This window comes from Streptomyces fractus, assembly GCF_049844455.1.
In the GTDB taxonomy this organism is placed as follows: domain Bacteria; phylum Actinomycetota; class Actinomycetes; order Streptomycetales; family Streptomycetaceae; genus Streptomyces; species Streptomyces fractus.
On sequence record NZ_JBMYHI010000002.1, the window covers coordinates 8,273,539 to 8,298,489 of the forward strand.

General features: G+C 71.9%; 21 protein-coding genes. 8 read left to right on the forward strand and 13 right to left on the reverse strand.

The genetic code is table 11. From position 1 onward, the window contains the following. Positions 1-46 precede the first annotated feature (46 nt). Positions 47-1,168 carry a PrpF domain-containing protein gene (locus ACP4E5_RS39640; protein ID WP_425837988.1) on the reverse strand — a complete coding sequence of 374 codons (1,122 nt, stop codon included), beginning with the start codon at positions 1,166-1,168 and terminating at the stop codon, positions 47-49. Positions 1,169-1,318: 150 nt separating this feature from the next. On the opposite strand from ACP4E5_RS39640, the gene ACP4E5_RS39645 reads away from it, so the two are divergent. Continuing rightward, complete coding sequence (locus tag ACP4E5_RS39645) at positions 1,319-2,272, forward strand: LysR family transcriptional regulator (protein WP_425837991.1); 954 nt, start codon at positions 1,319-1,321, stop codon at positions 2,270-2,272. Between the two features lie 41 nt (positions 2,273-2,313). On the opposite strand, the gene ACP4E5_RS39650 is transcribed toward ACP4E5_RS39645, so the two are convergent. The 8 genes from ACP4E5_RS39650 to ACP4E5_RS39685 form a co-directional block, all read right to left on the reverse strand. Next, entirely contained in the window at positions 2,314-4,551 is a 2,238-nt protein-coding gene (locus ACP4E5_RS39650) for a glycoside hydrolase family 3 N-terminal domain-containing protein (RefSeq protein ID WP_425837993.1), read from the reverse strand. Positions 4,552-4,554: 3 nt separating this feature from the next. Next, on the reverse strand, positions 4,555-6,483 hold the full coding sequence (locus ACP4E5_RS39655; protein WP_425837995.1) for a glycoside hydrolase 5 family protein: 1,929 nt from the start codon (positions 6,481-6,483) through the stop codon (positions 4,555-4,557). A 174-nt stretch (positions 6,484-6,657) separates the two neighbouring features. Then, a complete protein-coding gene (locus ACP4E5_RS39660; protein WP_425837997.1) occupies positions 6,658-7,689 on the reverse strand; it encodes a LacI family DNA-binding transcriptional regulator in 1,032 nt (343 codons plus the stop codon). After that, the gene (locus tag ACP4E5_RS39665) at positions 7,686-8,528 is read right to left on the reverse strand and encodes a carbohydrate ABC transporter permease (protein ID WP_425838000.1); all 843 of its coding nucleotides are present in this window, start codon (positions 8,526-8,528) and stop codon (positions 7,686-7,688) included. Before ACP4E5_RS39665 ends, ACP4E5_RS39660 begins: the two co-directional genes overlap by 4 nt. Before the next feature lie 41 nt (positions 8,529-8,569). After that, positions 8,570-9,505 (reverse strand): carbohydrate ABC transporter permease, encoded by a 936-nt coding sequence (locus ACP4E5_RS39670; RefSeq protein ID WP_425838002.1) that lies wholly within the window; start codon positions 9,503-9,505, stop codon positions 8,570-8,572. 93 nt (positions 9,506-9,598) lie between these two features. Further along, the gene (locus tag ACP4E5_RS39675) at positions 9,599-10,882 is read right to left on the reverse strand and encodes an ABC transporter substrate-binding protein (RefSeq protein WP_425838005.1); all 1,284 of its coding nucleotides are present in this window, start codon (positions 10,880-10,882) and stop codon (positions 9,599-9,601) included. Positions 10,883-11,011: 129 nt separating this feature from the next. Continuing rightward, entirely contained in the window at positions 11,012-11,551 is a 540-nt protein-coding gene (locus ACP4E5_RS39680) for a GNAT family N-acetyltransferase (RefSeq protein ID WP_425838008.1), read from the reverse strand. Between the two features lie 29 nt (positions 11,552-11,580). Further along, complete coding sequence (locus ACP4E5_RS39685; RefSeq protein WP_425838011.1) at positions 11,581-12,315, reverse strand: SDR family oxidoreductase; 735 nt, start codon at positions 12,313-12,315, stop codon at positions 11,581-11,583. A gap of 142 nt (positions 12,316-12,457) precedes the next feature. Between ACP4E5_RS39685 and ACP4E5_RS39690 the strand changes: the two genes are divergently transcribed. Next, a complete protein-coding gene (locus tag ACP4E5_RS39690; protein ID WP_425838014.1) occupies positions 12,458-13,030 on the forward strand; it encodes a TetR/AcrR family transcriptional regulator in 573 nt (190 codons plus the stop codon). Between the two features lie 4 nt (positions 13,031-13,034). Here the strand turns inward: ACP4E5_RS39690 and ACP4E5_RS39695 are convergent, their stop codons facing one another. Then, complete coding sequence (locus tag ACP4E5_RS39695) at positions 13,035-13,808, reverse strand: GntR family transcriptional regulator (protein ID WP_425838017.1); 774 nt, start codon at positions 13,806-13,808, stop codon at positions 13,035-13,037. Between the two features lie 107 nt (positions 13,809-13,915). Here ACP4E5_RS39695 and ACP4E5_RS39700 point away from each other — a divergent pair, with 107 nt between their 5' ends. The 4 genes from ACP4E5_RS39700 to manD are packed head-to-tail and all read left to right on the forward strand — an operon-like array spanning position 13,916 to position 19,149. Continuing rightward, on the forward strand, positions 13,916-15,289 hold the full coding sequence (locus ACP4E5_RS39700) for an MFS transporter (protein ID WP_425838020.1): 1,374 nt from the start codon (positions 13,916-13,918) through the stop codon (positions 15,287-15,289). Between the two features lie 42 nt (positions 15,290-15,331). Then, on the forward strand, positions 15,332-16,390 hold the full coding sequence (locus tag ACP4E5_RS39705; RefSeq protein WP_425838023.1) for an NAD(P)-dependent alcohol dehydrogenase: 1,059 nt from the start codon (positions 15,332-15,334) through the stop codon (positions 16,388-16,390). Beyond that, the gene (locus ACP4E5_RS39710) at positions 16,387-17,892 is read left to right on the forward strand and encodes a mannitol dehydrogenase family protein (protein ID WP_425838026.1); all 1,506 of its coding nucleotides are present in this window, start codon (positions 16,387-16,389) and stop codon (positions 17,890-17,892) included. Before ACP4E5_RS39705 ends, ACP4E5_RS39710 begins: the two co-directional genes overlap by 4 nt. 39 nt (positions 17,893-17,931) lie before the next feature. Continuing rightward, the gene (manD, locus tag ACP4E5_RS39715; RefSeq protein WP_425838028.1) at positions 17,932-19,149 is read left to right on the forward strand and encodes a D-mannonate dehydratase ManD; all 1,218 of its coding nucleotides are present in this window, start codon (positions 17,932-17,934) and stop codon (positions 19,147-19,149) included. A 24-nt stretch (positions 19,150-19,173) separates the two neighbouring features. Here manD and ACP4E5_RS39720 read toward each other — a convergent pair whose 3' ends face one another. From ACP4E5_RS39720 to ACP4E5_RS39730, 3 genes are all read right to left on the reverse strand, one after another. Continuing rightward, positions 19,174-20,691, reverse strand: a complete 1,518-nt coding sequence (locus ACP4E5_RS39720) for a 3-hydroxyacyl-CoA dehydrogenase (RefSeq protein WP_425838031.1) — start codon at positions 20,689-20,691, stop codon at positions 19,174-19,176. Positions 20,692-20,787: 96 nt separating this feature from the next. Beyond that, positions 20,788-21,564 carry a CoA-transferase subunit beta gene (locus tag ACP4E5_RS39725; RefSeq protein WP_425838034.1) on the reverse strand — a complete coding sequence of 259 codons (777 nt, stop codon included), beginning with the start codon at positions 21,562-21,564 and terminating at the stop codon, positions 20,788-20,790. Positions 21,565-21,593: 29 nt separating this feature from the next. Further along, positions 21,594-22,511, reverse strand: coding sequence for a CoA transferase subunit A (locus tag ACP4E5_RS39730; RefSeq protein ID WP_425841992.1), 918 nt, complete (start codon positions 22,509-22,511; stop codon positions 21,594-21,596). Positions 22,512-22,651: 140 nt separating this feature from the next. On the opposite strand from ACP4E5_RS39730, the gene ACP4E5_RS39735 reads away from it, so the two are divergent. Beyond that, positions 22,652-23,554 (forward strand): LysR family transcriptional regulator, encoded by a 903-nt coding sequence (locus ACP4E5_RS39735; protein ID WP_425838037.1) that lies wholly within the window; start codon positions 22,652-22,654, stop codon positions 23,552-23,554. A 104-nt stretch (positions 23,555-23,658) separates the two neighbouring features. Next, positions 23,659-24,885, forward strand: coding sequence for an acetyl-CoA C-acetyltransferase (locus ACP4E5_RS39740; protein ID WP_425838039.1), 1,227 nt, complete (start codon positions 23,659-23,661; stop codon positions 24,883-24,885). Positions 24,886-24,951 lie beyond the last annotated feature (66 nt).

The window sequence follows — 24,951 nt, forward strand, 5'->3', positions numbered from 1 at the left end:
GCGGTGGGGACGGGGCAGTGCGGGGGGTGTGTTCGTGCGTCCCGGTTCAGGCGGCTCGCGGCTCGCCGGCGTCGGATACGTAGATCCGGGCGTCGGCGAGCAGCCGCGCCGCCCGGCGTACGGCCACCCGGCCCGGAAGGCCGTCCCGCACGTCGGAGCAGCGGACCGCCACCACGCCCGCCGGAGTGCCGAGTCGCAGCCAGCCGTCGTCCCGGGGGGCCGCGACACCGTCGACCACGGAGTCCCGCACGAGCCCCGCCGCGGCGAGCGCGACGGCGGAGGTGAGGCCGATCGCCGGGTGCGGCGCGTTCATGCTGAGCATGCGGACCGAGACGTCGTAGTCCTCGGCCGCGACGTGTTCGCCGAGCGTCGTGGTGTACGCCACCGGGGCCCCGACCAGGCCCACCTTCGGCACCGCGTCACCGGGTACGCGCCCCGGCTCGACCAGGCCCATCAGCGGTGCGGCGGCATGGCGGACCGCGCGCAGCCACGGCACATCGGCCCGCACCCGGTCCAGGGGTGCGGAGCCGCTCCGCCCCGCCCCGTCGGCGTCGACGATGACCACCGGGGCGCCGGCGTCCACCATGCTCACGAGGACCCGCTCGGTGTCGGAGACCGGCAGTTTCTGCGCGGCCTGCCCCGTCGGGAGCAGGGCGCCCGTGGTGCCGCCCGCCGGGTCGCGGAAGGTGAGGTCGACGGCGACACCACCGGCCCGCGTCCCCGGGACGGTCTGCCGTCCGAAGTGCTGCACCACGCCTCCCGTGGTGTCCACGACGCCCTCGAGGACCGCGCCGGTGTTGCTGTTGCGCATGACCACACGGGTCCGGTCGCCCGCGATCGGCACCAGCCCCTTCGACACCGCGTACAGGGCGACGCCCGTGGCGCAGTTGCCGCAGTTGCTCGTCCACTCCACGGTGGCGTCGCCGATGCCGACCTGGGCGAAGAGATAGTCGATGTCGACGCCCGGCTCGGGCGACGCGCTGACGATCGCCGCCTTCGAAGTGGTGGGCGTGGCTCCGCCGACCCCGTCCAGTTCCACGGGGTCGGCGCCGCCGTACGCGGCGACCAGCATGCGCTCCAGCTCCCCGCGATCGGCGGGGACATGGACCTGCTGGAACAACCAGCACTTGCTGGTGCCGCCACGCACCAACGTCGCAGGGATGTGCACGTCTGAGGCTCTTCCTTGATCAGTGGGGACACGCCGGGGGAACGGGCCGCTCCGGCGATTGCCAAGACCTTCGCAGAGGTGCGACTTGCGAACAATGGCAGTTCACTTCACTCGGGTTAAGCTGCGCTAAAGTCGGCTAAGGTCGCAGGCATGCTGAACGTGCGTCGCCTGCTCCTTCTCACCGAGGCCGCCGAGCGCGGCTCGCTCACCGCGGCCGCCGAATCCCTGGGCATGACCACCTCCGCTGCCTCCCAGCAGATGTCACTGCTCGAGCAGGAGGCGGGGCAGCCCCTCGTGGAGCGGCTGCCCCGCGGCATCCGGCCCACCCCGGCGGGCGCCGCGCTGGCCGAGCGCGGCCGCGCGGTACGCCGTGAGTTGCGCGCCGCCGAGGCCGACCTGCACTCGTTCGCCGCCCTCGACCAGGGCACGCTGCAACTCGGCTCGTTCCCCACCGCGAGCGCGTCGCTGCTGCCGCTGGCGCTCACCAAGTTCCGCCGCAGCCACACCGGCATCCGCATCGAGGTACGGGCGGGCGTGCTCGCCGAACTCCGCGAGATGCTGCACACGGGCGAGGTGGAGCAGGCGCTGCTGTGGGACTACGAGTGGAACCGGATCGACGACCCGGCGCTCGCCCTCAGCCACCTCCTCGACGACCCCACGGTCCTCGTCGTCCCCGCCGACTCCCCGCTGCGCGCCCACTCGCCCGTACATCTCGGCGGCCTCGCCGACCAGGAGTGGATCATCCGGGCGGACAACCACCCCGTCGCCGACGTGCTGCGCCGCAGCTGCCGCCAGGCGGGCTTCGAACCGCGGATCGCCTACGCCTCGCACGACTACCAGGAGGCGCAGGCCATGGTCGCCGCCGGGCTCGGCATCGCGCTGGCGCCCCGGCTCGCCCTCACCAGCCGGCGCAGCGACGTCCGGCTCCTGCCCTTCGCCTCCGACGTCGGCGCGCCGACCCGCCGCATCCTCCTCGCCCGCTCCACGTCCCGGCCCGCGACACCGCCCGCGCAGGCGATGGCGCGCGTCCTGCGCACGGTGGCGCGGCGGTTCGCGGCGCCGGGCCTCGACCGGGCGCAGCTCGGAGCGGTGCGCCGCGGCTGAGGCGCGGGAGCCTGCGGGCGGGCCCCCGCGCGCGGAGTGGGTCAGACGGTCAGCGTCGCGGACTGCGTGGCATCCGAGGAAGGACCCGTCCCGATCTCGTACGTGCCCGGTTCCACCGCCAGGTCCAGGGAGCGGGTCACCGAGGCCAGGACCGTGTCGTCGAGGGCGAAGGCGACCGTGGCCTTCTCGCCCGGCGCCAGGTCCACACGCCGGAAACCGCGCAGCTCCCGGACGCGCGGCCAGGACGTCCCGCCGCTGACCCGGCGCACGTACAGCTGCACGGTCTCGCGGACCGGCCGGCCCCCGGTATTCGTGACCTCGACCTCGCACACCCCGCCGGACACACGCGGCGCCCCGAACTCGGCGGTGGTGTACGACAGTCCGTGGCCGAAGGGGTAGAGAGGTGTCGCCGGTTCGTCGACGTAGCCGCGGAAGCCGTGGTCCTTGGAGTTGTAGAAGACGGGGAGCTGCCCGGAGGAGCGCGGAACCGAGACGGGCAGCCGTCCGCTCGGCTCGCAGGCCCCCAGGAGTACGTCTGCGACGGCCCTGCCGCCCCACGGGCCCGGATACCAGGCGCTGACCAACGCCCCTGCCCCGTCGGCGAGTTCGGGCACCGCGTGCGGGCGGCCCTGGATCAGCACCGCCACGCACGGAGTGCCGGTCGCCGCCACCGCCTCCGCGAGCGCCCGCTGCCCGGCGCCGAGCCGCACGTCGGCGAGGTCGACGCCCTCGCCGCAGGTCATCTCCGTCGGGTTGCCGGTGGCGATGACCGCGGCGCCGTTGTCGTCGAAGAGTGTGTCGTGCTCGCGCGCGCTCGAACCGCCGAGCACGAGCACCGTCACATCGGACGCGGCGGCCAGCTCCACCGCCTCCGCGATCCCCGAACGGTCGTCACCCACCAGGTCACAGCCCCGCGCATACGTCACGTCCGCGCCGGCCTCCCGCAGCCCGGCGAGCACCGAGACACCGCTGCCCGGCCGCTGCGGCGCCGTGTAGTCGCCGAGCTGCTGCGGGATGGAGTCGGCGTTCGGGCCGATGACGGCGATCCGCTGCGGGCCGGGGCCGAGGGGGAGGAGTGACCCGTCGTTGTGCAGGAGCGTGATCGACGCGCGGGCGATGCGTTCGCTCAACTCCCTCGTGTCGGCGGCCTGTTCGGGCGGCTCGGTGACGTAGGGGTGCTCGAAGAGGCCGAGGCGGAACTTCAGGGTCAGGACGCGGGCCACCGCCCTGTCCAGGACCTCGACCGGGACGAGGCCGCGCTCCACCGCCGTCCCCAGCTCCGGGAACACCCCGTCCCACAGGCTCAGATCCGTGCCCGCCGACAGCGTGAGCGCCGCCGCCGACGGCCGGTCGCCCGCCAGTCGCACCAGACGGTCGAGCGCGCAGCCGTCCGCCATCACCAGGCCCTCGAAGCCCCAGCGCTCGCGGAGCAGCCCGGTGAGGAGGTCGTGCGAGGCCGCGCACGGCAGGCCGTCGAACTCGTTGTACGCGGCCATCACGCCCGCGGCCCCCGCCCGTACCCCCGCGAGGGCCGCCGGGAGGTGGATCTCGTGCAGCTCGCGGGCGCCGATCTCGGTGGCGGCACTGTTCCGCCCGCCCACCGAACTCCCTTGTCCCGCAAAGTGCTTGAGCACGACGGCCGCGTTCCGCGCGCCGTAGAGATCGCCCGTGCCCTGCATCCCCTCCACCAGTGCCGCGGTGAGCCGCGCCGCCAGGTACGGGTCCTCGCCGAAGCACTCCTCCGCGCGGCCCCACCGCGGGTCCCGCACCAGGTCGAGCGCCGACACGAGCGCGATGTGCCCGCCGCGGGCCCGCAGTTCGGCCGCCGCGGCGGCCGCCGCCTCCCGGTACAGGTCCGGATCCCAGGTGGCGCCGACCGCCAGGTTCACCGGCAGCACGGTGCCGTCGAGGGCCTGGTGGCCGTGCGGCACCTCCTCCACCATCAGGACGGGGATGCCGAGACGTGTGTTCTCGATGACATGTCGCTGCACCGCGTCGCAGACCCGCGCGCCGTCCGCCGCCGTGATGCCGTCGGCGAAGGTGACACCGGACCACGGGTCGGCCCGCTGCAATCCGTACAGCGCGCCCATCCCGTCGAAGCGGGCCACCTCCTCGCGGAAGGCGTCCGTGAGCCGATGCCCGTCGGCCGTGCGCTCGTACGCGTCCCAGCCGTACATCCGCTGGTTGACCTGGCCGACCTTCTCGGTGAGCGTCATACGGTCGAGGAGGTCACGCACCCGGTCGGTGACCGGCGCGTCCGCGTCCTGGTACAGCTCCATGGGTCAGGCCTCCGGGTCCAGTTCGATGACCCGCACCCCGTACGGGGCGAGTGTCACCTCGTCGAGCGGCTTGCCGAGACGGCCGGACGGGCGCACCGTCAGCTCCTCCTCCGCCTGGCTGACCAGCCACAGGAACCGCCGCCCGTCCTCGTGGACGAGGGTGTCCGCGCTGACCAGCGGCGTGTCCACGGTCACCGGCCGGGCCGCCCCCGCCACCTCCGCGAGCGCCGCGTACAGCCGGTGCGTCTGCTCAGGGTTCACGCGCGCCGTGCGCGCCGCCATGTGCTCCAGCGGATACGTGGCGAGGACCGCCCGGCCCGCGCCGATCTCGTGGACGAGCAGCGCCGGGCGGCCGTGCGCGTCCGTCGCGACGACCCGCGCACCGTCCGGGACGACCGGCAGCCACGCCCGGCTGTCCTCGTTCCCCGCGACGGCGAAACGCAGCGTCTCACCGGCCCGCACCGAACCGAAGTCCTCCGTGAACGTCATCTCCAGGACATCGTCCTCGATCGGCTCCGCCACCCCGTACGACAGCTGCATCTCGACCCCGAACAGGCCGTCCAGGTCGTGGAACCACGGACCGCGCGTGCCCGGGTGCTCACCCGAGCAGAACGACAGATACACCGTCGCCCCCTCGCGCGCCCGCTCCTCGAGACCGCGCCGCGTCCGCGTCGTCAACTGCCGTGTGGACGGCAGCAGATACAGCTGTACGTCGCCGGCCTCCGGCAGCCCGTCGACCTCGCGGACGAAGCCCACCGGGAGGTCGGCGCCGCGCGCGGCGACGTAGCCCTGCTGGAGCGAGGTGAAGATCAGCGGCCGGTCGGCGGGGCGGCTGTACGGGTAGCCCTTCTCCAGGAACGCCGGCACCACGAGCGCCGCGCCCGCGTCCGTGCGACGGCAGCGCGGGAAGTCCACCGTCTTCAACACGTCGGCGAACGCCGCGAGTTCACGCAGCGGCTCCTTCGGACGGCCAGCTCCGTCCGTGATCCCGAAGTGCATCTCGAACGGGTGGTGGTCGTACGGCGACTGCTCCCACAGGTCGTCGTAGTCCGTGTTGTTCCAGGCCATCCAGCCGGTCGCACCGCCGAGCAGCGAGTTGTGCAGCGTCTGCCGGTAGTAGACGCCCGCGTTGCGCGCCGACACGGTGTCCGTGGACAGGCCGAACTCCTCCAGGATCACCGGCTTCCCGGTGACCGCCGCCAACTCGCACTCGAACGCGGCCCGGTAGTGCTGGCGCGGCCGGTCCGTGTCCGAGCGGTAGACGTGCGGGCCGACGAAGTCCACGTACGGATCGGTGTCGCGCAGCGAGAACCCGTTGTCCTTGCCGGTGACCTCGATGCCCCACGCGCCGTCGCCCAGTGACACCGGCTGTGTCGCCCCCGCCGCCACCACGGCCTGACACATGAACTGCGCCCACGCCGTCACCACGTCCGAGGACGGCGGGTCGACCTGGTAGATCCGGCCGTACCCCGGCATCTCGTTGGTGATCAGCCACCCGGTGACCGCCGGGTGGTCCTTGAACCGGCGCGTCATCTCACTCGCGAACCACGCCTGCCGGCCCACCATCCACACGTCCTCGTACAGGTCGCGATCGCCGCGCCAGGCCGGGTCCCAGTTCTCGCCGGACATGTGGCCGACGATGAACGTGGGGACGGTGCCCATGCCCAACTCGCGGTGTGCGTCGAGGAAGTCGTCGAACTTCTCGCACAGTTCCTCGTCGATGCGATGCGGCTCCGGGTGGAAGTCGGGCCAGTAGAAGAACGAGCGCGTCATGTTCAGGCCGTGGTCGTTCAGGACCCGCAGCTCCTCGCGCACGACGACGGGATCGTAGTTCCGCCACATGAGCGGGCCGCCCGTGCGCGACCAGTAGTTGGCGCCGATCCACGGCAGGACGGAGGGATGGTGGGACAGCTGTGCGCTGTGGCGACGCATGGTGCTCCATAGGTGGTGCTGGACATGGCGGGTTGGTTTGAGAATTCGAGCCTCGACGGCGATCGAGCCAATTCAAGCCCCTGCGGCGATTGAGCAGCGGGGTCCGGGGCAGAGCCCCGAGTCCGCAACGCCGGTGCCGGTGATCTCAGCCGCTGGCGGCATGGCACACACGGCCTACACGGGGACCGACCCCGTCGACTCGCGAACCACGAGACGTGGACTCTCCGCGAGTTCGGGCGCGGGCACACCCACCTCGCCGACCTCCGCGAGCAGCGCTCGCGCGGCCGCCGCGCCCACCACGGTCACCCGCTGGTCGACGGTGGTGAGCCGCGGGTGCAGCCAGCGGCCGAGCGGCAGGTCGTCGTAGCCGATGACGGACAGATCTCCGGGGACCGACAGGCCCGCGCGCTGGGCGGCGCCGATGCCGCACACCGCCATCGAGTCGTTGGCGTAGACGATCGCCGTGGGGCGCGGGGAGAGCGCGAGGAGGCGTTCCGTGGCGGCGATCGCGGCCTCGGCGCCGAAGTCCGTGGGGATCACGGCGGCCGGGGCGAGCCCCGACCGTGCGAGCACCTCGGTCAGCACGCCCTGCCGGAACCCGGAGTGGACCAGCTCCGGCGGCCCGGACACATAGCCGATCCGCCGATGGCCGAGGGCGAGCAGATGCTCCACGGCCTCCGTGACACCGGTCTCCTGGTGGCTGAGCATCACCCCGTCAGGACCGCCCAGCAGCACGAACGGCATCCCCAGGCGCCGGAGTTGAGCCGGGCGCGGATCGTCGATGCGGCTCTCCGTGAGCACCGCGCCGTCCACCCGGCCCTCGGCGGCGAGCCGCTCGTACAGCCGGCCCTCCTCGTCGACGTCCGCGACGAGGTGCAGGAGCAGACCGTAGCCGCGCGGCGCCAGCTCGCTCTCCAGACCGTTGATCAACTCGCTGAAGTGCGGGTCCGTGCCCAGGACATCGCTGGGGCGGCGCACCACGAGGGCGACGGTGTGACTGCGGGAGCGGCGCAGGGCGCTCGCCGCCGCGTTCGGCGACCAGCCCAGCCGGGCCGCGGCGTCCTGCACCCGCACCCGGGTCGGCTCCGAGATCCGGCCCGTACCGTTGAACACCTTCGACACGGCACCCGGCGAGACACCCGCCTCCGCCGCCACGTCCTTGATGGTGGGGCGCCTGCCCTGCGCCCTCCTGCCCTGTGCACTCACATCTTCACCGCGCCACTGACCAGGGCCGTCTGCATCCGCTTCTGCAACACCGTGTACACGATCCACACCGGGACGAGGGTGAGCACCGTGCCCGCCGTCAGCACACCGTAGTCCGTGCCGGTCACCGACTTCAGGGTGGGCAGGGCGACCTGGATCGTGCGCAGGTCCGGATCGGGGCCGATGAGGACGAGGGAGTACAGGTACTCGTTCCAGAAACTCAGGAAGTTGAGGAGGAGCACCGTGGCGATGCCGGGCAGACACATCGGCGTATAGATGTGGCGCAGCACCGCGAAGGTCGAGGCGCCGTCCATCCGGGCCGCCTCCTCCATCTCCTTCGGGATGGTCCGCATGAACTGCACGAGGATCACCACCGACAGCGGCAGCGCGGTCGCCGGGAGCAGCAGCACCATGAACGTACGGGTGTGGAACAGGCCGGCGGCCGCCGCGAGCAGGAACGTGGGGAACAGGGCGGCGAACGTCGGGATCAGGAACCCGAGCGAGAACACCTTCTCGATCACCGACGCGGCCCGGCCCTCGGACCGGGCGAGCGCGAACGCCGCCGGGACGGCGAGACCCAGCGTCAGGATCAGCGCCACCACGGTCACCAGGGCGGAGTTGAACACCGCCGTGCCAAGTCCCGCGGTACGGAAGGCCGTTGTGAAGTTGCCGAGACCCAGCGACGTCGGTGGCGCCAGCGGACTGCCGAAGATCGCGTCGTTGGACTTGAACGCGGAGACGACGAAGTAGTACAGCGGCACCGCGAGCAGCACCGCGTACCCCCACACCAACACATGTGCGGGCCACCACGACCGGCCGAACCGCGCACGACTCTTACTCATGGGAAACAGCTCCGATCGGCTCAAGGCTCAAGGCTCAGTGCTCAGTGGCTGGCGCGGAAGACACGGCGGACGGTCAGCAGGCCCACGAGCCCGACCAGGAACAGGATCACGCCCACGGCCTGGCTGTAGCCGAGGTCCGCCTCGATGAACGCCTTCTGGTAGACGAGGAAGGACAGCGTCGTCGACGAGGTGCCGGGACCGCCCTGGGTGAGCAGCAGCACGTACTGCGCCGAACCGAACAGCGTCCACAGCAGCTGAAGCATCGTCACCACACCCACGTAGTCCCGCACGACCGGGAAGTGGATGCGCCACATCGTCCGCCAGTGCCCCGCCCCGTCCAGCTGTGCGGCCTCACCGAGGTCCTCGGGAACGCTGGACAGGCGCGCCGCGAACAGCACCGCGGTGAAGCCGATGCCCGCCCAGATGTCCATCGCGATCAGGCAGTACAGAGCCGTCGAAGGGCTGGCCAGCCACGCGTCCGTGAGCGAGCCGAGACCGAGTCCCGACAGGGCGCCGTTGAGCAGGCCGTCGGGGGACAGGGCGGCGTAGAAGACCATCGCCTTCGCGGGCGTCGAGATCAGGCCGGGCACGAACAGCAGATACCGGATGACGCGATGCCCCGGCGGCTTCTGCGCCACGTAGTAGCCGATCATGTACGCGCACACGATCATCACCGGCAGCGCGATGGCCAGTTGGACCGCCGTGTTGCGCACGGCGGCCCAGAAGGCCGGATCGGCGAAGACGGTACGGAAGTTGTCGAGGCCCGCGAAGGACACCGGCTGGAGCATGCCCGGCCAGTGCAGGACCGCGATCACGAAGATCGCGACCATCGGGCCGACCATGAACAGCAGGTACCAGACGAGCGCGGGCAGCGCCAGGATCGTGCTGCCCTGGCGGCCCTTGCGGCTGCCGCCGGGCTCTACGGCGGAGGGGGCCCGGCCCGCGGTGTCGGCGGGCCGAGGCGTGGTGATCGTCATCGGGGCGACTTCCGTTCTCGACGGTCTCGAGGCTCGACGGTCTCGGCGTACTCGGGGTTCACGGCGTACTCGGCGTTCTTCGACGGGAAGGGCTCACGCGGAGCGGTACGCGGATTCCAGCGCCGTACGGATGCCGCGCGCGGAGGTACCTGGGGTGAAGGCGGTCGACGTCGCCTGGATCAGCGGCTGCGCGGCGGCGGCCGGAATGTACTGGTCCGGCAGCACCACCTGGCCGACGGAGTCACCGAGTTGCTGCGCCTTCGCCACCAGCGGGAAGTCCGTACTGAGCGCGTCGGTGACCACCGACATGTCACGGCCGCCCTCCGTCACGAACCGGTCCACGACCTCGGGCCGGTACATGAAGCGGATGAACCGCTCCACCGTCTTGATCTTCTTCACCCCGTTCGGGCTGACCCAGAAACCGGAGACGGTGTACGTGCGCAGGATCGTCGGCTTCTTCTGCGTGGCCCCGTCGGGGAGCGGGAAACCGCCGACCGAAGTCGTCTTGACAACGTTGTCCGGCACGCTGGCGAGGGCGGACGACATCGCCGACTGCATGGCCGCGTGCCCCGTGTTGAACTGCGTCGTCATCGTGTCCGAGATGAGGCCCTGCGCCTTGTCGGCGAACACCCCGGCGTCGCGCAGATCCACGAAGTACGCGATGCCCTCCTGCGCGCCGCGCGAGCCGCTGAAGTCACCCGTGCGGTACAGGTGCCGGGCCTCGGCCGGAGTCAGGAACGTCTGGATGATCTGGGCGAGCAGCTTCTGCCCCGTCCAGTCGTTGCCGCCCACCGTGAACGGGGTGATGCCCTTGCCGCGCAACTTCTTCGCGGCGGCGACGAGTTCGTCGGCAGTGGCCGGCGGGGAGTCGACCCCGGCGCGATCCAGGAGGGCGTGGTTGAAGGCGATCGGCCAGTTCGTCCCGATGTACGGGAAGGCGCGCAGCCGGCCCTCGGTGTCGGTCCACTCGGTGACGGCCTTCGGGATGACGCGCTCGCGCAGCCCCCAGTCGTCGAGGTAGCCGCCGACCGGAACGGTGGCGCCGACCTCGGTCCACGACAGCGTCTTGTCGTAGAGGTTGACCATCACGACATCGGCCTCGGCGCGCGCGAGCCGCGAGGTCTCGTAGACCTGCCCCAGGTCATCGCCGTTGATCAGGTTCTTCACGGTGATGTCCGGGTTTTCCTTGCGGAACTGGTTCACGACCGCGCGGAAGGTGGGGGAGCCGGGCGCGTTCCCGCCCATCTGGCTGTGGATCACGAGCGTGTCGGGGTCCGAGCCGTAGGCGGAGAAGGCGCCGCACGCGCTGAGCGCAGGCACTGCCGCAAGACCCGCACCCAGAGCCATGAAGCCGCGTCGATTCATCGGGGAGCGCAAGGCGGGAGGCCTCCTGTCGCGTTGGTATATCGATATACCCTCGGGGTGCGAGCACCGTAAGCAGGAAGCGGAAGGGGGTCAACCCCTTGACACGGATGACGAGTTGCGCGGGGTGGCCGGGGAGGGGTCTCAGTCGGACGCGGTGACCGGGGGCCGCTCGCCGAGCCACTGCTCGGCGCCCCAGGCCTCGAACCGCTCCACCTCGGCGAACCCCAGCTTCTCCGCGAGACGCATCGAGGGGGTGTTGGCGGTCTGAGTGGTGAGTACGACCGGCTCGCCGGGAAGGGCGTCGGCGAGCCGGTCGAGCGCCGCCGCGCACGCTTCGGACGCGTATCCGGATCCCCAGGCCCGTGGGAGGAACAGGTAGCCGAGATCGGCCTTACCTGCGGCGGCCGGGCGTTGGTGTGCCGGGTTTCTCCTGAGCAGGATCTGGCCGATCATCGCCCCGTCGAGCTCGACGACGAGGCTCCCGGGCCGGTGCTCGGGCACCGCGGGCAACTCGCGCTCGACCTCGGCACGCCGTCGGGGACCGCCGAGGTAGGTGTGCACCTGCGGTGAGGTCAGCACCTCGATGAACGCCGCACGGTCCCGGGCCTCGGATCCGCGGAGTACGAGGCGCTCGGTCCTGATCGGCTCGGGCGGCCAGGCGCCGAGCTCCAGTTCGTCCATCGACGCACGCTAACAGGAGGTCGGCCCGACTACCCCTGTGCCGTGGGGCGTACGACGATGTCCCCCACGTCGACATTGGCCGGCTGCTCGATGGCGAAGGCGACGGCGCGCGCGATGGCCTCCGGCGGGATGCCGATGTCGCCCATCGAGGAGGTGAGCCGGTCCCTCACCTCGGGTGCGATGTGGTCCGCGAATTCGGTGCGGGTGACGCCCGGCGAGACGACCGTGACCCGCAGGCTGTCACCGGCCTCCTGGCGCAGGCCCTCGGAGAGGGTGCGCACGGCGTTCTTGGTGGCCGCGTACACCGACTGCGTCGGGACGATCCGTAGCCCGGCGGTGGAGACGACGTTGACGAAGTGGCCCGAGCCCTGCTCCCGGAAGACCGGCAGCGCGGCCGCGATCCCGTACAGCACGCCCTTGAAGTTGACGTCGATCATGTTCTCCCAGTCGTCGACGCGCAGGTCGTCCAGCGGGGAGATCGGTCCGATCCCGGCGTTGCTGACGAGCGCGTCGAGCCTGCCGAAGCGGTTGTTCGCCAACTCGACGAGTGACGCGAGATCCTGGCGGACCGTCACATCCGTGCGGATCCAGGCGACTTGGCCGCCCGACTTCTCGATGCGGCTCGCCAGGTCCTCCAGGCGCTCGGTGCGGCGCGCGCCGAGGACGACCTTGGCGCCGCGTTCCGCGAGCAGGAGGGCGGTGGCCTCGCCGATGCCGCTGCCGGCGCCGGTGATCGCCACGACCTTGCCTTCGATTCCCGACATGGGTGGTCCTTCCCAGGGGTGGGTGTGGGCAGGCCGGGGCCGTGCCCCCAGGGTGAAAGTGGGGGACTCCCCACTTAGGGTGCTGGTGCGACCGTAAGTGGGGTAGCCTCCACTTAGCAAGCGGGCACGAAAGGGGCCGGTGATGGACCGAGGCGCTCAGCGGCCGCTGCGGGCGGACGCGCGACGCAACAGGGAGAAGATCCTGGCCACCGCGGTGAGGGTGTTCACCGAGGACGGCCTCGACGTGCGCCTGGAGCACATCGCCAAGGCCGCCGGCGTCGGCAGCGCGACGCTGTACCGAAACTTCCCGACCCGCGAAGCCCTCATCGAAGCGGCCTACCGCAACGAGGTGGCCCAGTTGTGCGAGGCCGCCACCGACCTGCTCGCGGCGCGCCCGCCGTACGAGGCGCTGCGGACGTGGACCCGCCGCTTCATGGACTACGCGAGCGCCAAGTACGGCATGGCCGACGCGCTGCGCGCCATGGCCGCCGAGGGCGGGAACCCGTACGGGCACAGTCGCGACATGATCGAGGCGTCCATCGCCGAGCTGATGGACGCCTGCAAGCGCGCCGGGGTGATCCGCTCCGACATCCCGACGAGTGACATCTTCGCCGCCCTCGCGGGGATCGCCCTCACCTCGGCCGGTCCCGGGCAGCGCGCACAGGCCGAGCGCCTCCTCGACCTCACCCTGGACGGGCTGAGGCTCACGGACTGAGCGTTCAGGCGCGCAGGCCCGGGTGGGAGCGGGGTCGGCTCGGCGGGGGCAACTCCCCGGTGTCCACGAAGAGTTCGGGGCGGTCGGCCTGGATGGTGCCGATGTCGTCGAACACGCCCTGAAGGTGTGTGCGCAGCGCCTGTTCGGCCCGCGCCGCGTCGCGCAGTTCCAGGGCGTCCACCACCGCCCGGTGCTCGTCGATGAGGTGCTCGACGCGGCGGGGCAGCGGCAGGCTCAGGCGGCGTGCGCGGTCGAGGTGGGCCTTGGCCGTGGTGACCGTGCGCCACAGTGTGCGGTGGCCGCTGGCCTCCATCAGGCGGCGGTGGAACGCCTCGTCCTGCTCGAAGAAGAGGTCGTCGTCCGCCGCCGTGAACGCATCGCGCTGCGCGTCGAGGATCGCGCGCAGCGCCGCGATGTCCTCGTCGTCTGCCCGCTTCACCGCCTCGCGCAGCGCGGCCAGTTCGAGCGCCTCGCGCATGAACTGGGCCTCCAGGACGGCGTCGACGCTGATCCGGGACACGAACGTGCCGAGCTTCGGGAAGATGTCGACCAGCGACTCCTCGCCCAGCAGGATCAGCGCCTCGCGCACCGGCGTGCGGCTGACGTCGAGCTCCGCGGCGAGCTCGTTCTCCGACAGCGGGGCGCCCGGCAGCAGTTCGAGGGACGTGATGCGCGAGCGCAGCAGCGCGTGCACCCGGGACCGGTTGGACTCCCTGGGTGTCACCTCGTCCGGCGTGCGCCGGGTCGTCTTCCTGCTTCGTCGCTGCTCGTCCCGCATGCCGTCACCCTCTCACCTCAGCTGCGGAAATTCTTACATACAAGGCTTGTATGTAAGTGGTCGCGCAGGTAGAAAGTGACAGGCCCGCTTCCGACCGGAGGTCAATGATGACCAGCCATCCCGTCACCGACACCGAGGTGACGACGCCGTCCGGCGCGACCCCGCCGCCCCGTCCCCGCGGTCGCGGCAAGAACGTCCGCTGGGGCATCGCCGTGCTCTGCTTCGGCGGCCTCGCGGTCAACTACCTCGACCGCTCCACGCTCAGCGTCGCGCTGCCCGCCATGTCCAAGGACCTGCACATCGGGCCCGAGACCCAGGGCTTCGTCCTCAGCGCGTTCTTCCTGACGTACGCGGTGTGCCAGCTGCCCGCCGGCGCGCTTCTCGACAAGTACGGCGTGAAGCGGGTCTTCGCGTTCGGCGCGATCTGGTGGTCGGTGGCCACCGTCGGCATGGGCCTGGTGCGCGGGGTCGGCTCGCTCGTCGGGGCGCGGATGCTGCTCGGCGCGGGGGAGGCCGCCGGATATCCGGCGCCCGCGAAGGCCGTCTCGCGCTGGTTCCCGCGGCACGAACGCACGCTCGCCAACAGCGTGTGGGACAACGGCGCCCGCGTCGGCACCGCCATCGCCCTGCCGCTCGTCACGATGCTGGTCTCCGCCTTCCACTGGCGGGTCGCCTTCGTCACCTGCGGACTCCTCGGCTTCCTGTGGATCATCGGCTGGTGGCGGCTGTACCACGAGCCCGCCGACCACCCGAAGCTCAGCGCGGAGGAGCGCGAGTACATCGAGGCCGGCGGCGCCCGCGTCGAGGAGCCGCCCCCTGAGAAGACCGCGAAGGCCGGGAGCGGGGACGCGCCCAAGGTGCGCTGGCGCGACCTGTTCCGGTACCGGACGGTCTGGGGCATGATGCTCGGCTTCTTCTGCCTCAACTACGTCATCTACTTCTTCATCACCTGGTTCCCCAGCTACCTCGTCGACGAGCGCGGTTTCGACCTCCTCTCGCTCGGGTTCTTCGGCACCGTCCCCGGCCTCGTCGCCATCGTGGGCTCGCTGCTCGGCGGCTACACGGCGGACCGGCTGCTGCGCAAGGGCTGGTCCACCACCAAGGTCCGCAAGACGTGTCTCGTCACCGGCACCCTGTGCTCGTCCGTCATCGCGCTCGCCGTCGTCGTGCCGACCGCGTCCGGCGCGCTCGCGCTGCTCTCCCTGAGCTACGCCTCGCTGACCTTCGCCACCGCGTCCGTGGCCTCGCTGCCCGCCGACGTCGCGCCCACCGCGGGACATGTCGCCTCGCTCGCCGGCATCCAGAACTTCGCGTCGAACGTCGCCGGCGCCCTCGGCCCGATCGTCACCGGCTTCCTGCTCGCGGCCTCCGGCGGCTCGTACCTGGTGCCGCTGCTCGTCTCCGGCGCCCTGTCGGTCGTCGGCGCGCTGACCTACGCGTTCGTCATCAAGCGCGTCGAACCGCTGCCGGTGCGCGCCTGACATCTTTGGCAACAGCTTCCGTACGAGAGAAAGGCACACCCCGTGGCCACCACCACGCACCGCGCCGCCGTGCTGCACGGGCCCAAGGACCTGCGCGTCGAGGACCGTCCGGTGCCCGTGCCGGGCGACGGTGAGGTGCTCGTCGCCGTCCGCGCCGTCGGCCTGTGCGGCTCCGATCTGCATTACTACGAGCACGGCGAGAACGGGCCCAACGTGCTGCGGCAGCCGACCGTCCTCGGCCATGAACCGGCCGGGTTCGTCGTCGGTCACGGCGCGGGCGTGGACGATGTGCCCGACGGCACGCCCGTCGCGATCGAACCGGCACACCCCTGCGGGCGCTGCACGCTGTGCCGGGCCGGGCGCTACAACTTGTGCCCGAAAGGCACCTGCTTCGGCTCGCCGCCCACCAACGGCGCGCTCACCGAACTCGTCGCAGTACCAAGGGACTTCGTGCACCCGCTGCCCGCGGGCATGGACGTGAAGCTGGGCGCGCTCGTCGAACCTCTCGCGGTCGCCGTGCACGCCGTTCGCCGCGCAGACGTCGCGCCCGGCGAACGGGTGCTGGTGACCGGCGCGGGGCCGATCGGCGTGCTCGTCGCCCAGGCCGCCGCGGCCTGCGGAGCCTCGGTCACCGTGTCCGATGTGGCGCCGGAGCGGCGGGAGTTCGCGGCCCGGCTCGGCGCGGAGACCGTCGATGCGGCCTCGCTCACGCCGGATCCGGCGCGGGCGCACGCGCTCGCCGACCCCGACGGCTACGACACCGTCCTCGACTGCTCCGGCGTCGGCCCCGCCCTGGTGTCCGGGATCCGCGCGCTGCGTCCCGGCGGCACCGCGGTCGTCGTCGGCAATCCGAGCCGCTCGGAGACCGAGTTGCCGTTGGCGTGGATGCAGCGTCAGGAGATGTCGCTGGTCACCTCCTTCCGGTACGCCGCCGGGGACTTCGCGGCCGCGGTGCGGCTCGCCGGGTCCGGTCGCGTACGTCTCGACGGGCTGGTCACCGCGGAGTTTCCGCTGGAGCGGGCCGACGAGGCGCTGCACACCGCGCTCACGGACCGCGCCCAGATGAAGGTGTTGATCACGCCTGGTGAGGTGGTCGTGTGAGCGCGAAGCACCGCGCGCTGCCGCGCATGACGCGAGCCGCGCTTCCGGTCGCGGGGCTCAAACTGCCGCCGCCGACACCGGAGTCCGGCATCGTCCACCTCGGCCTCGGCAACTTCCACCGCGCCCACCAGGCCGTGTACACCGCCGACGCGCTGCGGTGCACCGACGGGCCGTGGGGCATCACCGGCGTGTCCACCACGCCCGGTGACCGGCCCCGGCCGGTGATCGAGGGCATGGCCGCGCAGGACGGCCTCTACACCGTGCTCACCCTGCACCGCGGCGGCGCCGTCGCCGCGAGTGTGCCCGGCGTGCACCACAAGGGCCTGGTCGCCGACGGCCAGGGCGCGGACGTGGTGGCAGCCATCGGCGCCGCCACCACCCGCATCGTCTCCCTCACGGTCACCGAGAAGGGGTACACGTTCGGCGCCGACGGCCGCCTCGACCTCGACGACCCGTTCATCCGCGCCGACCTCGCGGGCGGCACCCCGCGCTCCGCGCTCGGCCTGATCGCGCGCGGCCTGCAACAGCGCCTGCGGGCGGGCGCCCCGCCGGTGACGCTCCTCAGCTGCGACAACCTCATGGAGAACGGGCACCGACTCCGGTCCCTGCTCGGTGAGTTCACCGCCGCGCTGCCCGCCGCCGAGCGCGACGAACTCCACGCGTACGCCGACGCTTCCGTGTCGACGCCGAACAGCATGGTCGACCGGATCGCGCCCGCCACCACCGACGAGCACCGTGCTCTGGCCGCCCGCGCGTTCGGCGTCCGCGACGCGGTGCCGGTGCCCGCGGAGCCCTACAAACTGTGGGTCATGCAGGACGACTTCCGCGCCGGGCGGCCCGCGTGGGAGCAGGCGGGCGCGGTGTTCGCCGAGGACGTGGCGCCGTACGAGCTGATGAAGCTGCGTCTCCTCAACGGTGCCCATTCCCTGCTCGCCTACCTCGGACTGCTGCGCGGCCACCGCTCCATCGACGCGGCCGTGAACGACGAACTCCTGGGCGGAGCCGTCGAGTTCGCGATGCGTGAGGAGATCCTGCCGACCGTCCCGGAACCGCCCGGCATGCCGGGCGCCGCCTACGTCGGTGAGCTGCTCGACCGCTTCGCCAACCCGGCGCTCGGTCACCGCACCGCGCAGGTCGGCTCCGACGGCTCCCTCAAGATCCCCGTGCGTTGGGCCGGAACCGTCACCGAGTCACTGGCCGCCGGACGTGTGCCGCGCGTGCTCGCGCTCGGTTTCGCCGCCTACGTAAGGGTGCTCACGGCCGACGACGCGTACGACGAGCGGAGCCTGGGCGCCGTCCATGACGGCGCCCGCGCCCGCCTCGCCGAACTGGCGTCCCGCGCGAACGGGCCAGACGGGAAGGCCCGCCTGCTGCTCGCCGAAGGCGGCCTGCTGTCCCAACAGGCGTCCCAGCACAAGGAATTCGCGGATGCCGTCGCCGAGTCCGCCCGGATCCTCGACGCCCACGGAGTAGAGGCCGCACTGCGCGCCGCCCGCACCTGAGACACCACCCGACGACGCTTCCCGAGAGAACGGCACCGCATGTCCTCCACCATCACCTGCGCCGAGGTCTTCGTCACCTGCCCCGGCCGCAACTACGTCACCCTGAAGATCACCACCTCCGACGGTGTCACCGGCATCGGCGACGCCACCCTCAACGGGCGCGAGCTGGCCGTCGCCTCCTACCTGCGCGACCACGTCTGCCCCACGCTCATCGGCAAGGACCCGGCCCGCATCGAGCAGCTGTGGCAGTACCTCTACAAGGGTGCCTACTGGCGGCGCGGCCCGGTCACCATGACCGCTGTCGCCGCCGTCGACGTCGCCCTGTGGGACATCAAGGGCAAGGTCGCGAACCTGCCCGTCTACCAGCTCCTCGGCGGCGCCGCCCGCGACGGCGTCACCGTCTACGGCCACGCCAGCGGCAACACGATCCCCGAACTCCTGGACGACGTACGGCGGTTCCGCGACAAGGGCTTCCGTGCGGTCCGCGCCCAGGCGGCGGTGCCCGGCCTGGAGCGCGTCTACGGCATGCGCAAGGGCGACGGCGACACCTACGAGCCCGCCGACGGCGACCTCCCCACCGAGGAGGTCTGGGACACCGGCGCCTACCTGGACTTCGTGCCGCAGTACATGGCCGCCGTCCGCGAGGAGTTCGGCTACGGCTTCCACCTGCTGCACGACGTGCACCACCGGCTCAGCCCCATCGAGGCCGGCCGGCTCGGCAAGTCCCTCGAGCCGTACCGGATGTTCTGGATCGAGGACCCGACACCGGCCGAGGACCAGGAGGCCTTCCGGCTCATCCGGCAGCACACCACGACGCCGCTCGCGGTCGGCGAGATCTTCAACTCGATCTGGGACTGCCAGCACCTCATCACGAACCGGCTGATCGACTACATCCGCGCCTCCGTCTCCCACGCGGGCGGCATCACACACCTGCGCAGGATCTTCTCGCTCGCGGAGCTGTACGGGGTGCGCTCCGGCTCGCACGGCGCGGGCGACCTGTCCCCGGCGTCGTTCGCCGCGGCGCTCCATCTCGACCTGTCGATACCGAACTTCGGCATGCAGGAGTACATGGCCCACCTCCCCGGCTACGAGGACGTGTTCCACACGTCGTGGACCTTCGAGGACGGCCTGATGCACCCCGGCGACCGCCCCGGCATCGGCGTCGAGTTCGACGAGAAGGCCGCCGAGAGGTTCCCGTACGAGCGCAAGTACCTTCCCGTGAACCGGCTGCGGGACGGGGCCGTGCACGACTGGTGACGAGGGCGCGCGGCGGCCGCCGGATCAGGGTCGGTCGGCGCAGTCCTCGGGCGTCGTGCCCGCGTGGGTCAACGGCAGGCCCAGCAGGGCGCGTTCGGTGAGCCAGCGGGTCGGGCGGTGGCGGGGATCGCCCGTGGTGGTGTGCAGGGCGCGTTGCAGTTCCAGCAGGCGGGCGGCGCCGACGCTGTCGCCCCAGGCCAGCGGGCCGACGGGGTAGCCGAGGCCGAGCGTCACCGCGAGGTCGATGTCCGCCGGGGCGGCCAGCGAGCGCTCGGCGATGGACGCGGCGACCGACACCACGGACGCGAGGAGGCGCTGGGCCACCGAACCGGCGGTGTCACGGACGACCGTCACGGTGTGCTCCGCGCGGGCCAGTACCGCGCGGGCGTCGCGTGCGGCGGCCGGGTCGGCGGCCGGGGTCACCGACAGCACACGGCGGCCGCTCGCCACGGACAGCGGGTCCACGCCGAACGTGCGCGCGGCGGGCAGCCCGTGGGCGGCGACCGCGTCCGCCACCGTGGTGCCCCAGACCGGCACCAGGACGAGCGCGCCGGCCGACGGCCGCTCGCCGGTCTCCACGGTGACGCCGGACGCGGTGAGGGCGTCCCGCAGCGCCGCGCCGTCGCCCGCCACGAACACCGGCCGGTCCGCGTCCCCCGTCACCGGCGCCTCCTCGGCGGAGTCCGGGGCGTCGGGGCCGTACACGTACCAGCCCTGCCCGGTCTTGCGGCCGAGCAGACCCGCCGCCACCCGGTTCGGTGTGAGGTAGGAGGGGCGCAGCCGGGGCTCGTGGCGAAAGCCCTGCCAGATCGAGTCGATGACCGCCGCCGTGACATCGAGCCCCGTGAGGTCCATCAGCTCGAACGGGCCCATCCGCAGCCCCAGTACGTCGCGCGCGACGCGGTCGATGTCCACCGGCCGCGCCACCGACTCCTCCAGGAGCGCCAGCGCCTCGGTCACCAGGCCGCGCCCCGCGTGGTTGACGAGGAAGCCGGGGGTGTCGGCCACCGTGACCGCGCGGTGTCCGCAGCCCTCGACCAACTCCGTGAGCAGCGCCGGGATGTCCGGCCGTGTGGCGGCGCCAGGCACCACCTCCACGATCCGCATCAGCGGCACGGGATTGAAGAAGTGCAGGCCCGCGAGGCGCGTGGGGTCGTCGAGCGTCGCCGCGATCCGTGTCACCGACAGGGACGACGTGTTGGTCGCGAAGACGGCGGTCGCCGGGAGCGCCCGCTCCAGCTTCCCGAAGACCTCCGCCTTCGTGTCCAGGTCCTCCCGTACGGCCTCGACGACCAGCTCCACGTCGGGACCCGCCGCCCACGGATCGTCCAGCGGGACCAGCCGTGCCACGGTCGCCGCGCGGTCCTCGGCGGTCATGCGGCCCTTGGCCACCGCGCGATCCAGCATGGACCGTACGAACTCGACGGCCTCCCGCACCGCCTCCGCCCGGACGTCGGCCAGCTCGACGGTGTGCCCGGCGCTCGCCGCCCACTGGGCGATGCCGCGCCCCATGGCTCCGGCGCCGACGATCCTGATACGCATGGCAGTTGGGCCCTTTCGCAGATTCGGGAGGTGTCCTACGGGAGTGTGCCAGCCCCGGGATGTGTCCGGCCGGGTATGTGCCCGGCCGGGGGTGTGTCAGCGGAGGTAGACCCGGCCGGGGTCGACGTCCTCGCGCAACAGCCGCAGCTCCGCCGCGCTCGGCGGCTCCACCGTGTCGACGTGGTCGGCGACCTTCAGGTCCCAGCCCGTCGCCTCCTTGACCTGCTCGACCGTGACACCCGGGTGGACGGCGGTCAGCCGCAGCTCCTCGCCGACGCCCTCGCGGGCCAGGATGCCCAGCTCGGTGATGACACGCGTGACACCGACGCCGAGCGGCCGGATGCCTTCCGCGAGCGCCCGGTCCGGGCCCGGTGTCGTACAGAAGTCCAGGGTCTCGGTGAAGGAACGCGGGTTGTGCCGGCGCATCACGACGAAGACCTCACGGGAGTTGGCCATCACCTCGATGCCGCCGCCGGACCCCGGCAGCCGCACCGACGGGCTCTCCCAGTCCCCGATGACCGAGGTGTTGAGGTTGCCCCAGCGGTCGATCTGCGCGGCGCCGAGGAAGCCGACGTCGATGTGTCCGCCCTGCAGCACGCAGCCGAACAGGGCCGGCATCGAGAGCACCGCCTCCGCGCCCGAGATGAGCACGGCGTCCGCGATGGTCTCCGGCAGGTGCGAGGGGTGCGCGCCGCACACCCCGGACTCGTACACGACCTCGATCTGCGGAGCGACCGTCAGGTGTGCCAGTTCGGTGGCGAGGGTGGGCAGGCCGATGCCGGCGAACACCGTGCGACGGGCGGCCAGTTCGCGTGAGGCGACGACGGACAGCAGCTCTGAAGAGGTCACCGTGTCGGGCGTGGCAGCAGTCATGGTGGTCGATTCCTTCTCGTGTGTCGCGCTCACAGTCGCCGTCCGTAGTTCACCGGTTCGCTGAGGGCCTCGCCGACCGCGAGGCCCTCCCAGAACTCCTCGCCCTGCTTGGCGACGTACTCGGCGTGGTCGGCCGTCCCGTACACCCACTCCGCCAGCCAGTCCTGGAGGCGCTGCGGGTCCTTGCTGATGTGCGACCAGGCGCGGTAGAAGGCGTTGTCCCGGTCGTAATAGCCCTGGGCGAACGACGGGTGAGCGCCGCGCGGGCACACCACGACGGCGTCCACGGCGTGGGCCGGGACGAGCGTGCGGTTGGGGTCCGAGCGGACCACCTCGTCCTCGACGAGCTCCTCGACCACGACGATCGCCTTGTCGGCCGCGTACACCGCCTCCGCCTGGATGCCGGTGAGGCCCCAGATCTGGGTGTTGCCGCGGCGGTCGGCGCGCTGCGCGTGGATGATCGTGACGTCCGGGTTCACGGGCGGCACGACATAGATCTGTTCGGGCTCGCCGTCCGGGCCGGAATAGGGCGAAGTCACCTTGCGCAGCGCGTCGTTGACGCCGGGCAGGTCGCTGCCGCCGTAGCTGCGCAGCGGGAAGAACGGCAGGCGCTGGGAGCCGGCCAGGTAGCGGCAGATCATCCCGTAGTGGCTGTACTCCTCGAACGCGAGCGGCGCCGGATCCGCGCGCTCGACCCTGCGGCGCAGCTCACCGAGCGAACCGGCGGAGGAGTTGCCGACGAAGGAGGAGACGAGCCGCGAGACGCAGCCCGCGGCGAGCATCTGGTCCACGACGATGTCCGCGGTCATGCGGACGACCGTGAGGTCCCTGCGGCCCTGACGGATGATCTCGTGTCCGGCGGCGGTGGGGACGAGGTGGGTGAAGCCCTCGATGCTGACGGTGGCGCCGTCGTGCACGAAGGCGGCGATGGCCTCCTTCATCGACATGACCTTCGGTGACTCGGCTTCCACGGTGCTCCTCGGCGAGTGCGTACTGGTCGCCCTACCGTGTCAGCGCCTATTGATTGCCGTCCAATACCAAATTAAGGTCGGATCAAGACAGCTGATTAATGAATGGGGGTGGGCTCGTGGAGCTGCGTCATCTCACCGCGTTCACGGCCGTCGCCGAGGAGCTCCACTTCGGCCGGGCCGCCAAGCGGCTGCAAATGGCGCAGCCGCCCCTGAGCCAGCAGATCCGGCAGCTGGAGAAGGAGCTCGGCGTCCAGCTCTTCGAGCGCAACACCCGCTCCGTGCGCCTCACCAGCGCGGGGGAGTCCTTCCTCGAACCCGTACGGACCGTGCTCGACGACCTCGACACGGCGGTGCGGGCGGCGAAGGCCGCGGGGCGCGGGGAGTTCGGCCGGGTCACGATCGGCTTCGCGGGCGCCTCCAGCCACGAGACGCTGCCCCGGCTCACCCGCGCCGTGCGGGCCGCGCACCCGGCGCTCGAACTGGTCATGAAGGGCCAGACGTACGCCAACGTCGCGCTCGACCGGGTCGCGGACGGCTCCCTCGACCTCGGCTTCGTGCGGCTCCCGGTGACCCAGCCGGGCGTGGCCCACCGGGTCATCGACGAGGAGGAGCTGCTGTGCGCGCTGCCCTCCGACCACCACCTCGCCGCGCTCGACGAGATCCCCATCGGCATCCTCGCCGGCGAGCCCTTCGTCTCCTTCCCCGCGAACGCCGGGTCCACGGTCCGCGACGCGATGGTGGAGACCTGCGAGGCCGCCGGGTTCAACCCCCGAGTTGTGCAGGAGGCCCCCGACTCGTACACGATCCTGGCGCTCGTCGCGGCCGGTGTCGGTGTCACGCTCACGGTGTCATCGGTCCGGCACATCCAGCAGACCGGGCTCGTCTACCGGCCCCTCGCCGGACCGCCCATCCGGCGCCAGGCGGCGCTCGCCTGGCGGGCCGACAACCCCTCCGCCGCCCTGCGCGCCGTGCTCGCGGTCTGCGAGGAGGCGCTGCCGACTCCCGGAAGCGCTGATTGAGACGCCCGTCGTCTTGATGGATCGAAAACTTGGTATTGGACCGACTCAGCGGTCGGGTGCGATGGTCGGCTCACCGCCCTGAGCCGCCCGAAAGGTGTTCCGCCGTGCCCGAACAGGACGATGTCGTCATCTGCGAACCACTGCGCACCCCCATCGGGCGCTTCGGCGGGGCCTTCGCCCGGCAGACGCCGGCGGCGCTCGCCGCGCGCGTAGTCTCCGAGCTCGTCGCCCGCACCGGAATCGACCCGGATCGCGTCGACGAGGTGATCCTCGGGCAGGCCTACCCCTCCTCCGACGCCCCGGCCATCGGCCGCGTCGCCGCCCTGGACGCCGGTCTTCCCGACTCCGTCACCGGCGCCCAGATCGACCGGCGCTGCGGCTCCGGACTACAGGCCGTCCTCGACGCCGCCATGCAGATCCGCGCCGGGTTCAGCGAGGTCGTCATCGCCGGCGGCGTCGACGTGATGAGCGCCGCCCCGTACTACACGCACGAGGGCCGCTGGGGCATCAAGGGCCCGGGCCTCCAGCTCCACGACTCGCTCGCGCGCGGCCGGGTCACCGCGGGCGGCATCCACCACCCCGTGCCCGGCGGCATGATCGAGACCGCCGAGAACCTGCGCCGCGAGTACGCCATCAGCCGCGCCGACCAGGACGCCCTCGCCCTGCGCTCGCAGGAGCGCGCCGCCCGCGCCATGCGGGAGGGCCGCTTCGACGCGGAGACCGTGCCCGTCACCGTGCGGGGCCGCAAGGGTGACACCGTCGTCAGCGCCGACGAGCACCCGCGCCCCGACACCACCGCCGAGCAACTCGCCGCGCTGCGGCCCATCATGGGCAAGACCGACGCGGAGGCCACCGTCACCGCGGGCAACGCCAGCGGCCAGAACGACGCGGCCGCCGCCTGCCTCGTCACCAGCGCCGCCACCGCCGAACGCCTCGGCCTCACCCCGCTGGTCCGCCTCGTCTCCTTCGCCCGCGCGGGTGTCCCCGCCAAGACGATGGGCATCGGCCCCGTCCCGGCCACCCGCGCCGCCCTGGGGCGCGCCGGACTCACCCTCGCCGACCTCGACCTGATCGAGCTCAACGAGGCGTTCGCCGCCCAAGTCCTCGCCTGCACGCGCGAGTTGGGCCTCGGCGAGAAGGACCACGAGCAGCGCATCAACGTCAACGGCTCCGGCGTCTCCCTCGGCCACCCCGTCGGCGCCACCGGCGCCCGCATCCTCGCCACGCTCGCCCGCGAGATGCGGCGCAGCGGGGCGCGCTACGGCCTGGAGACCATGTGCATCGGCGGCGGCCAGGGCCTCGCCGCGGTCTTCGAGCGCGTCGCCGCCTGACCCCGCGCACGTCCCCGCAGGACCCGCAGCACCCCGTCCCCATCCGCTTGATCAATGACGTTCACG

Excerpts from the sequence above, each read along its gene's own strand:
- ACP4E5_RS39645 (WP_425837991.1), top strand. The coding sequence starts at position 1,319 with ATGCTGAACGTGCGTCGCCTGCTCCTTCTCACCGAGGCCGCCGAGCGC.
- ACP4E5_RS39650 (WP_425837993.1), bottom strand. The coding sequence starts at position 4,551 with ATGGAGCTGTACCAGGACGCGGACGCGCCGGTCACCGACCGGGTGCGT.
- ACP4E5_RS39655 (WP_425837995.1), bottom strand. The coding sequence starts at position 6,483 with ATGCGTCGCCACAGCGCACAGCTGTCCCACCATCCCTCCGTCCTGCCG.
- ACP4E5_RS39665 (WP_425838000.1), bottom strand. The coding sequence starts at position 8,528 with ATGAGTAAGAGTCGTGCGCGGTTCGGCCGGTCGTGGTGGCCCGCACAT.
- ACP4E5_RS39670 (WP_425838002.1), bottom strand. The coding sequence starts at position 9,505 with ATGACGATCACCACGCCTCGGCCCGCCGACACCGCGGGCCGGGCCCCC.
- ACP4E5_RS39680 (WP_425838008.1), bottom strand. The coding sequence starts at position 11,551 with ATGGACGAACTGGAGCTCGGCGCCTGGCCGCCCGAGCCGATCAGGACC.
- ACP4E5_RS39685 (WP_425838011.1), bottom strand. The coding sequence starts at position 12,315 with ATGTCGGGAATCGAAGGCAAGGTCGTGGCGATCACCGGCGCCGGCAGC.
- ACP4E5_RS39690 (WP_425838014.1), top strand. The coding sequence starts at position 12,458 with ATGGACCGAGGCGCTCAGCGGCCGCTGCGGGCGGACGCGCGACGCAAC.
- ACP4E5_RS39695 (WP_425838017.1), bottom strand. The coding sequence starts at position 13,808 with ATGCGGGACGAGCAGCGACGAAGCAGGAAGACGACCCGGCGCACGCCG.
- ACP4E5_RS39700 (WP_425838020.1), top strand. The coding sequence starts at position 13,916 with ATGACCAGCCATCCCGTCACCGACACCGAGGTGACGACGCCGTCCGGC.
- manD (WP_425838028.1), top strand. The coding sequence starts at position 17,932 with ATGTCCTCCACCATCACCTGCGCCGAGGTCTTCGTCACCTGCCCCGGC.
- ACP4E5_RS39720 (WP_425838031.1), bottom strand. The coding sequence starts at position 20,691 with ATGCGTATCAGGATCGTCGGCGCCGGAGCCATGGGGCGCGGCATCGCC.
- ACP4E5_RS39725 (WP_425838034.1), bottom strand. The coding sequence starts at position 21,564 with ATGACTGCTGCCACGCCCGACACGGTGACCTCTTCAGAGCTGCTGTCC.
- ACP4E5_RS39730 (WP_425841992.1), bottom strand. The coding sequence starts at position 22,511 with ATGTCGATGAAGGAGGCCATCGCCGCCTTCGTGCACGACGGCGCCACC.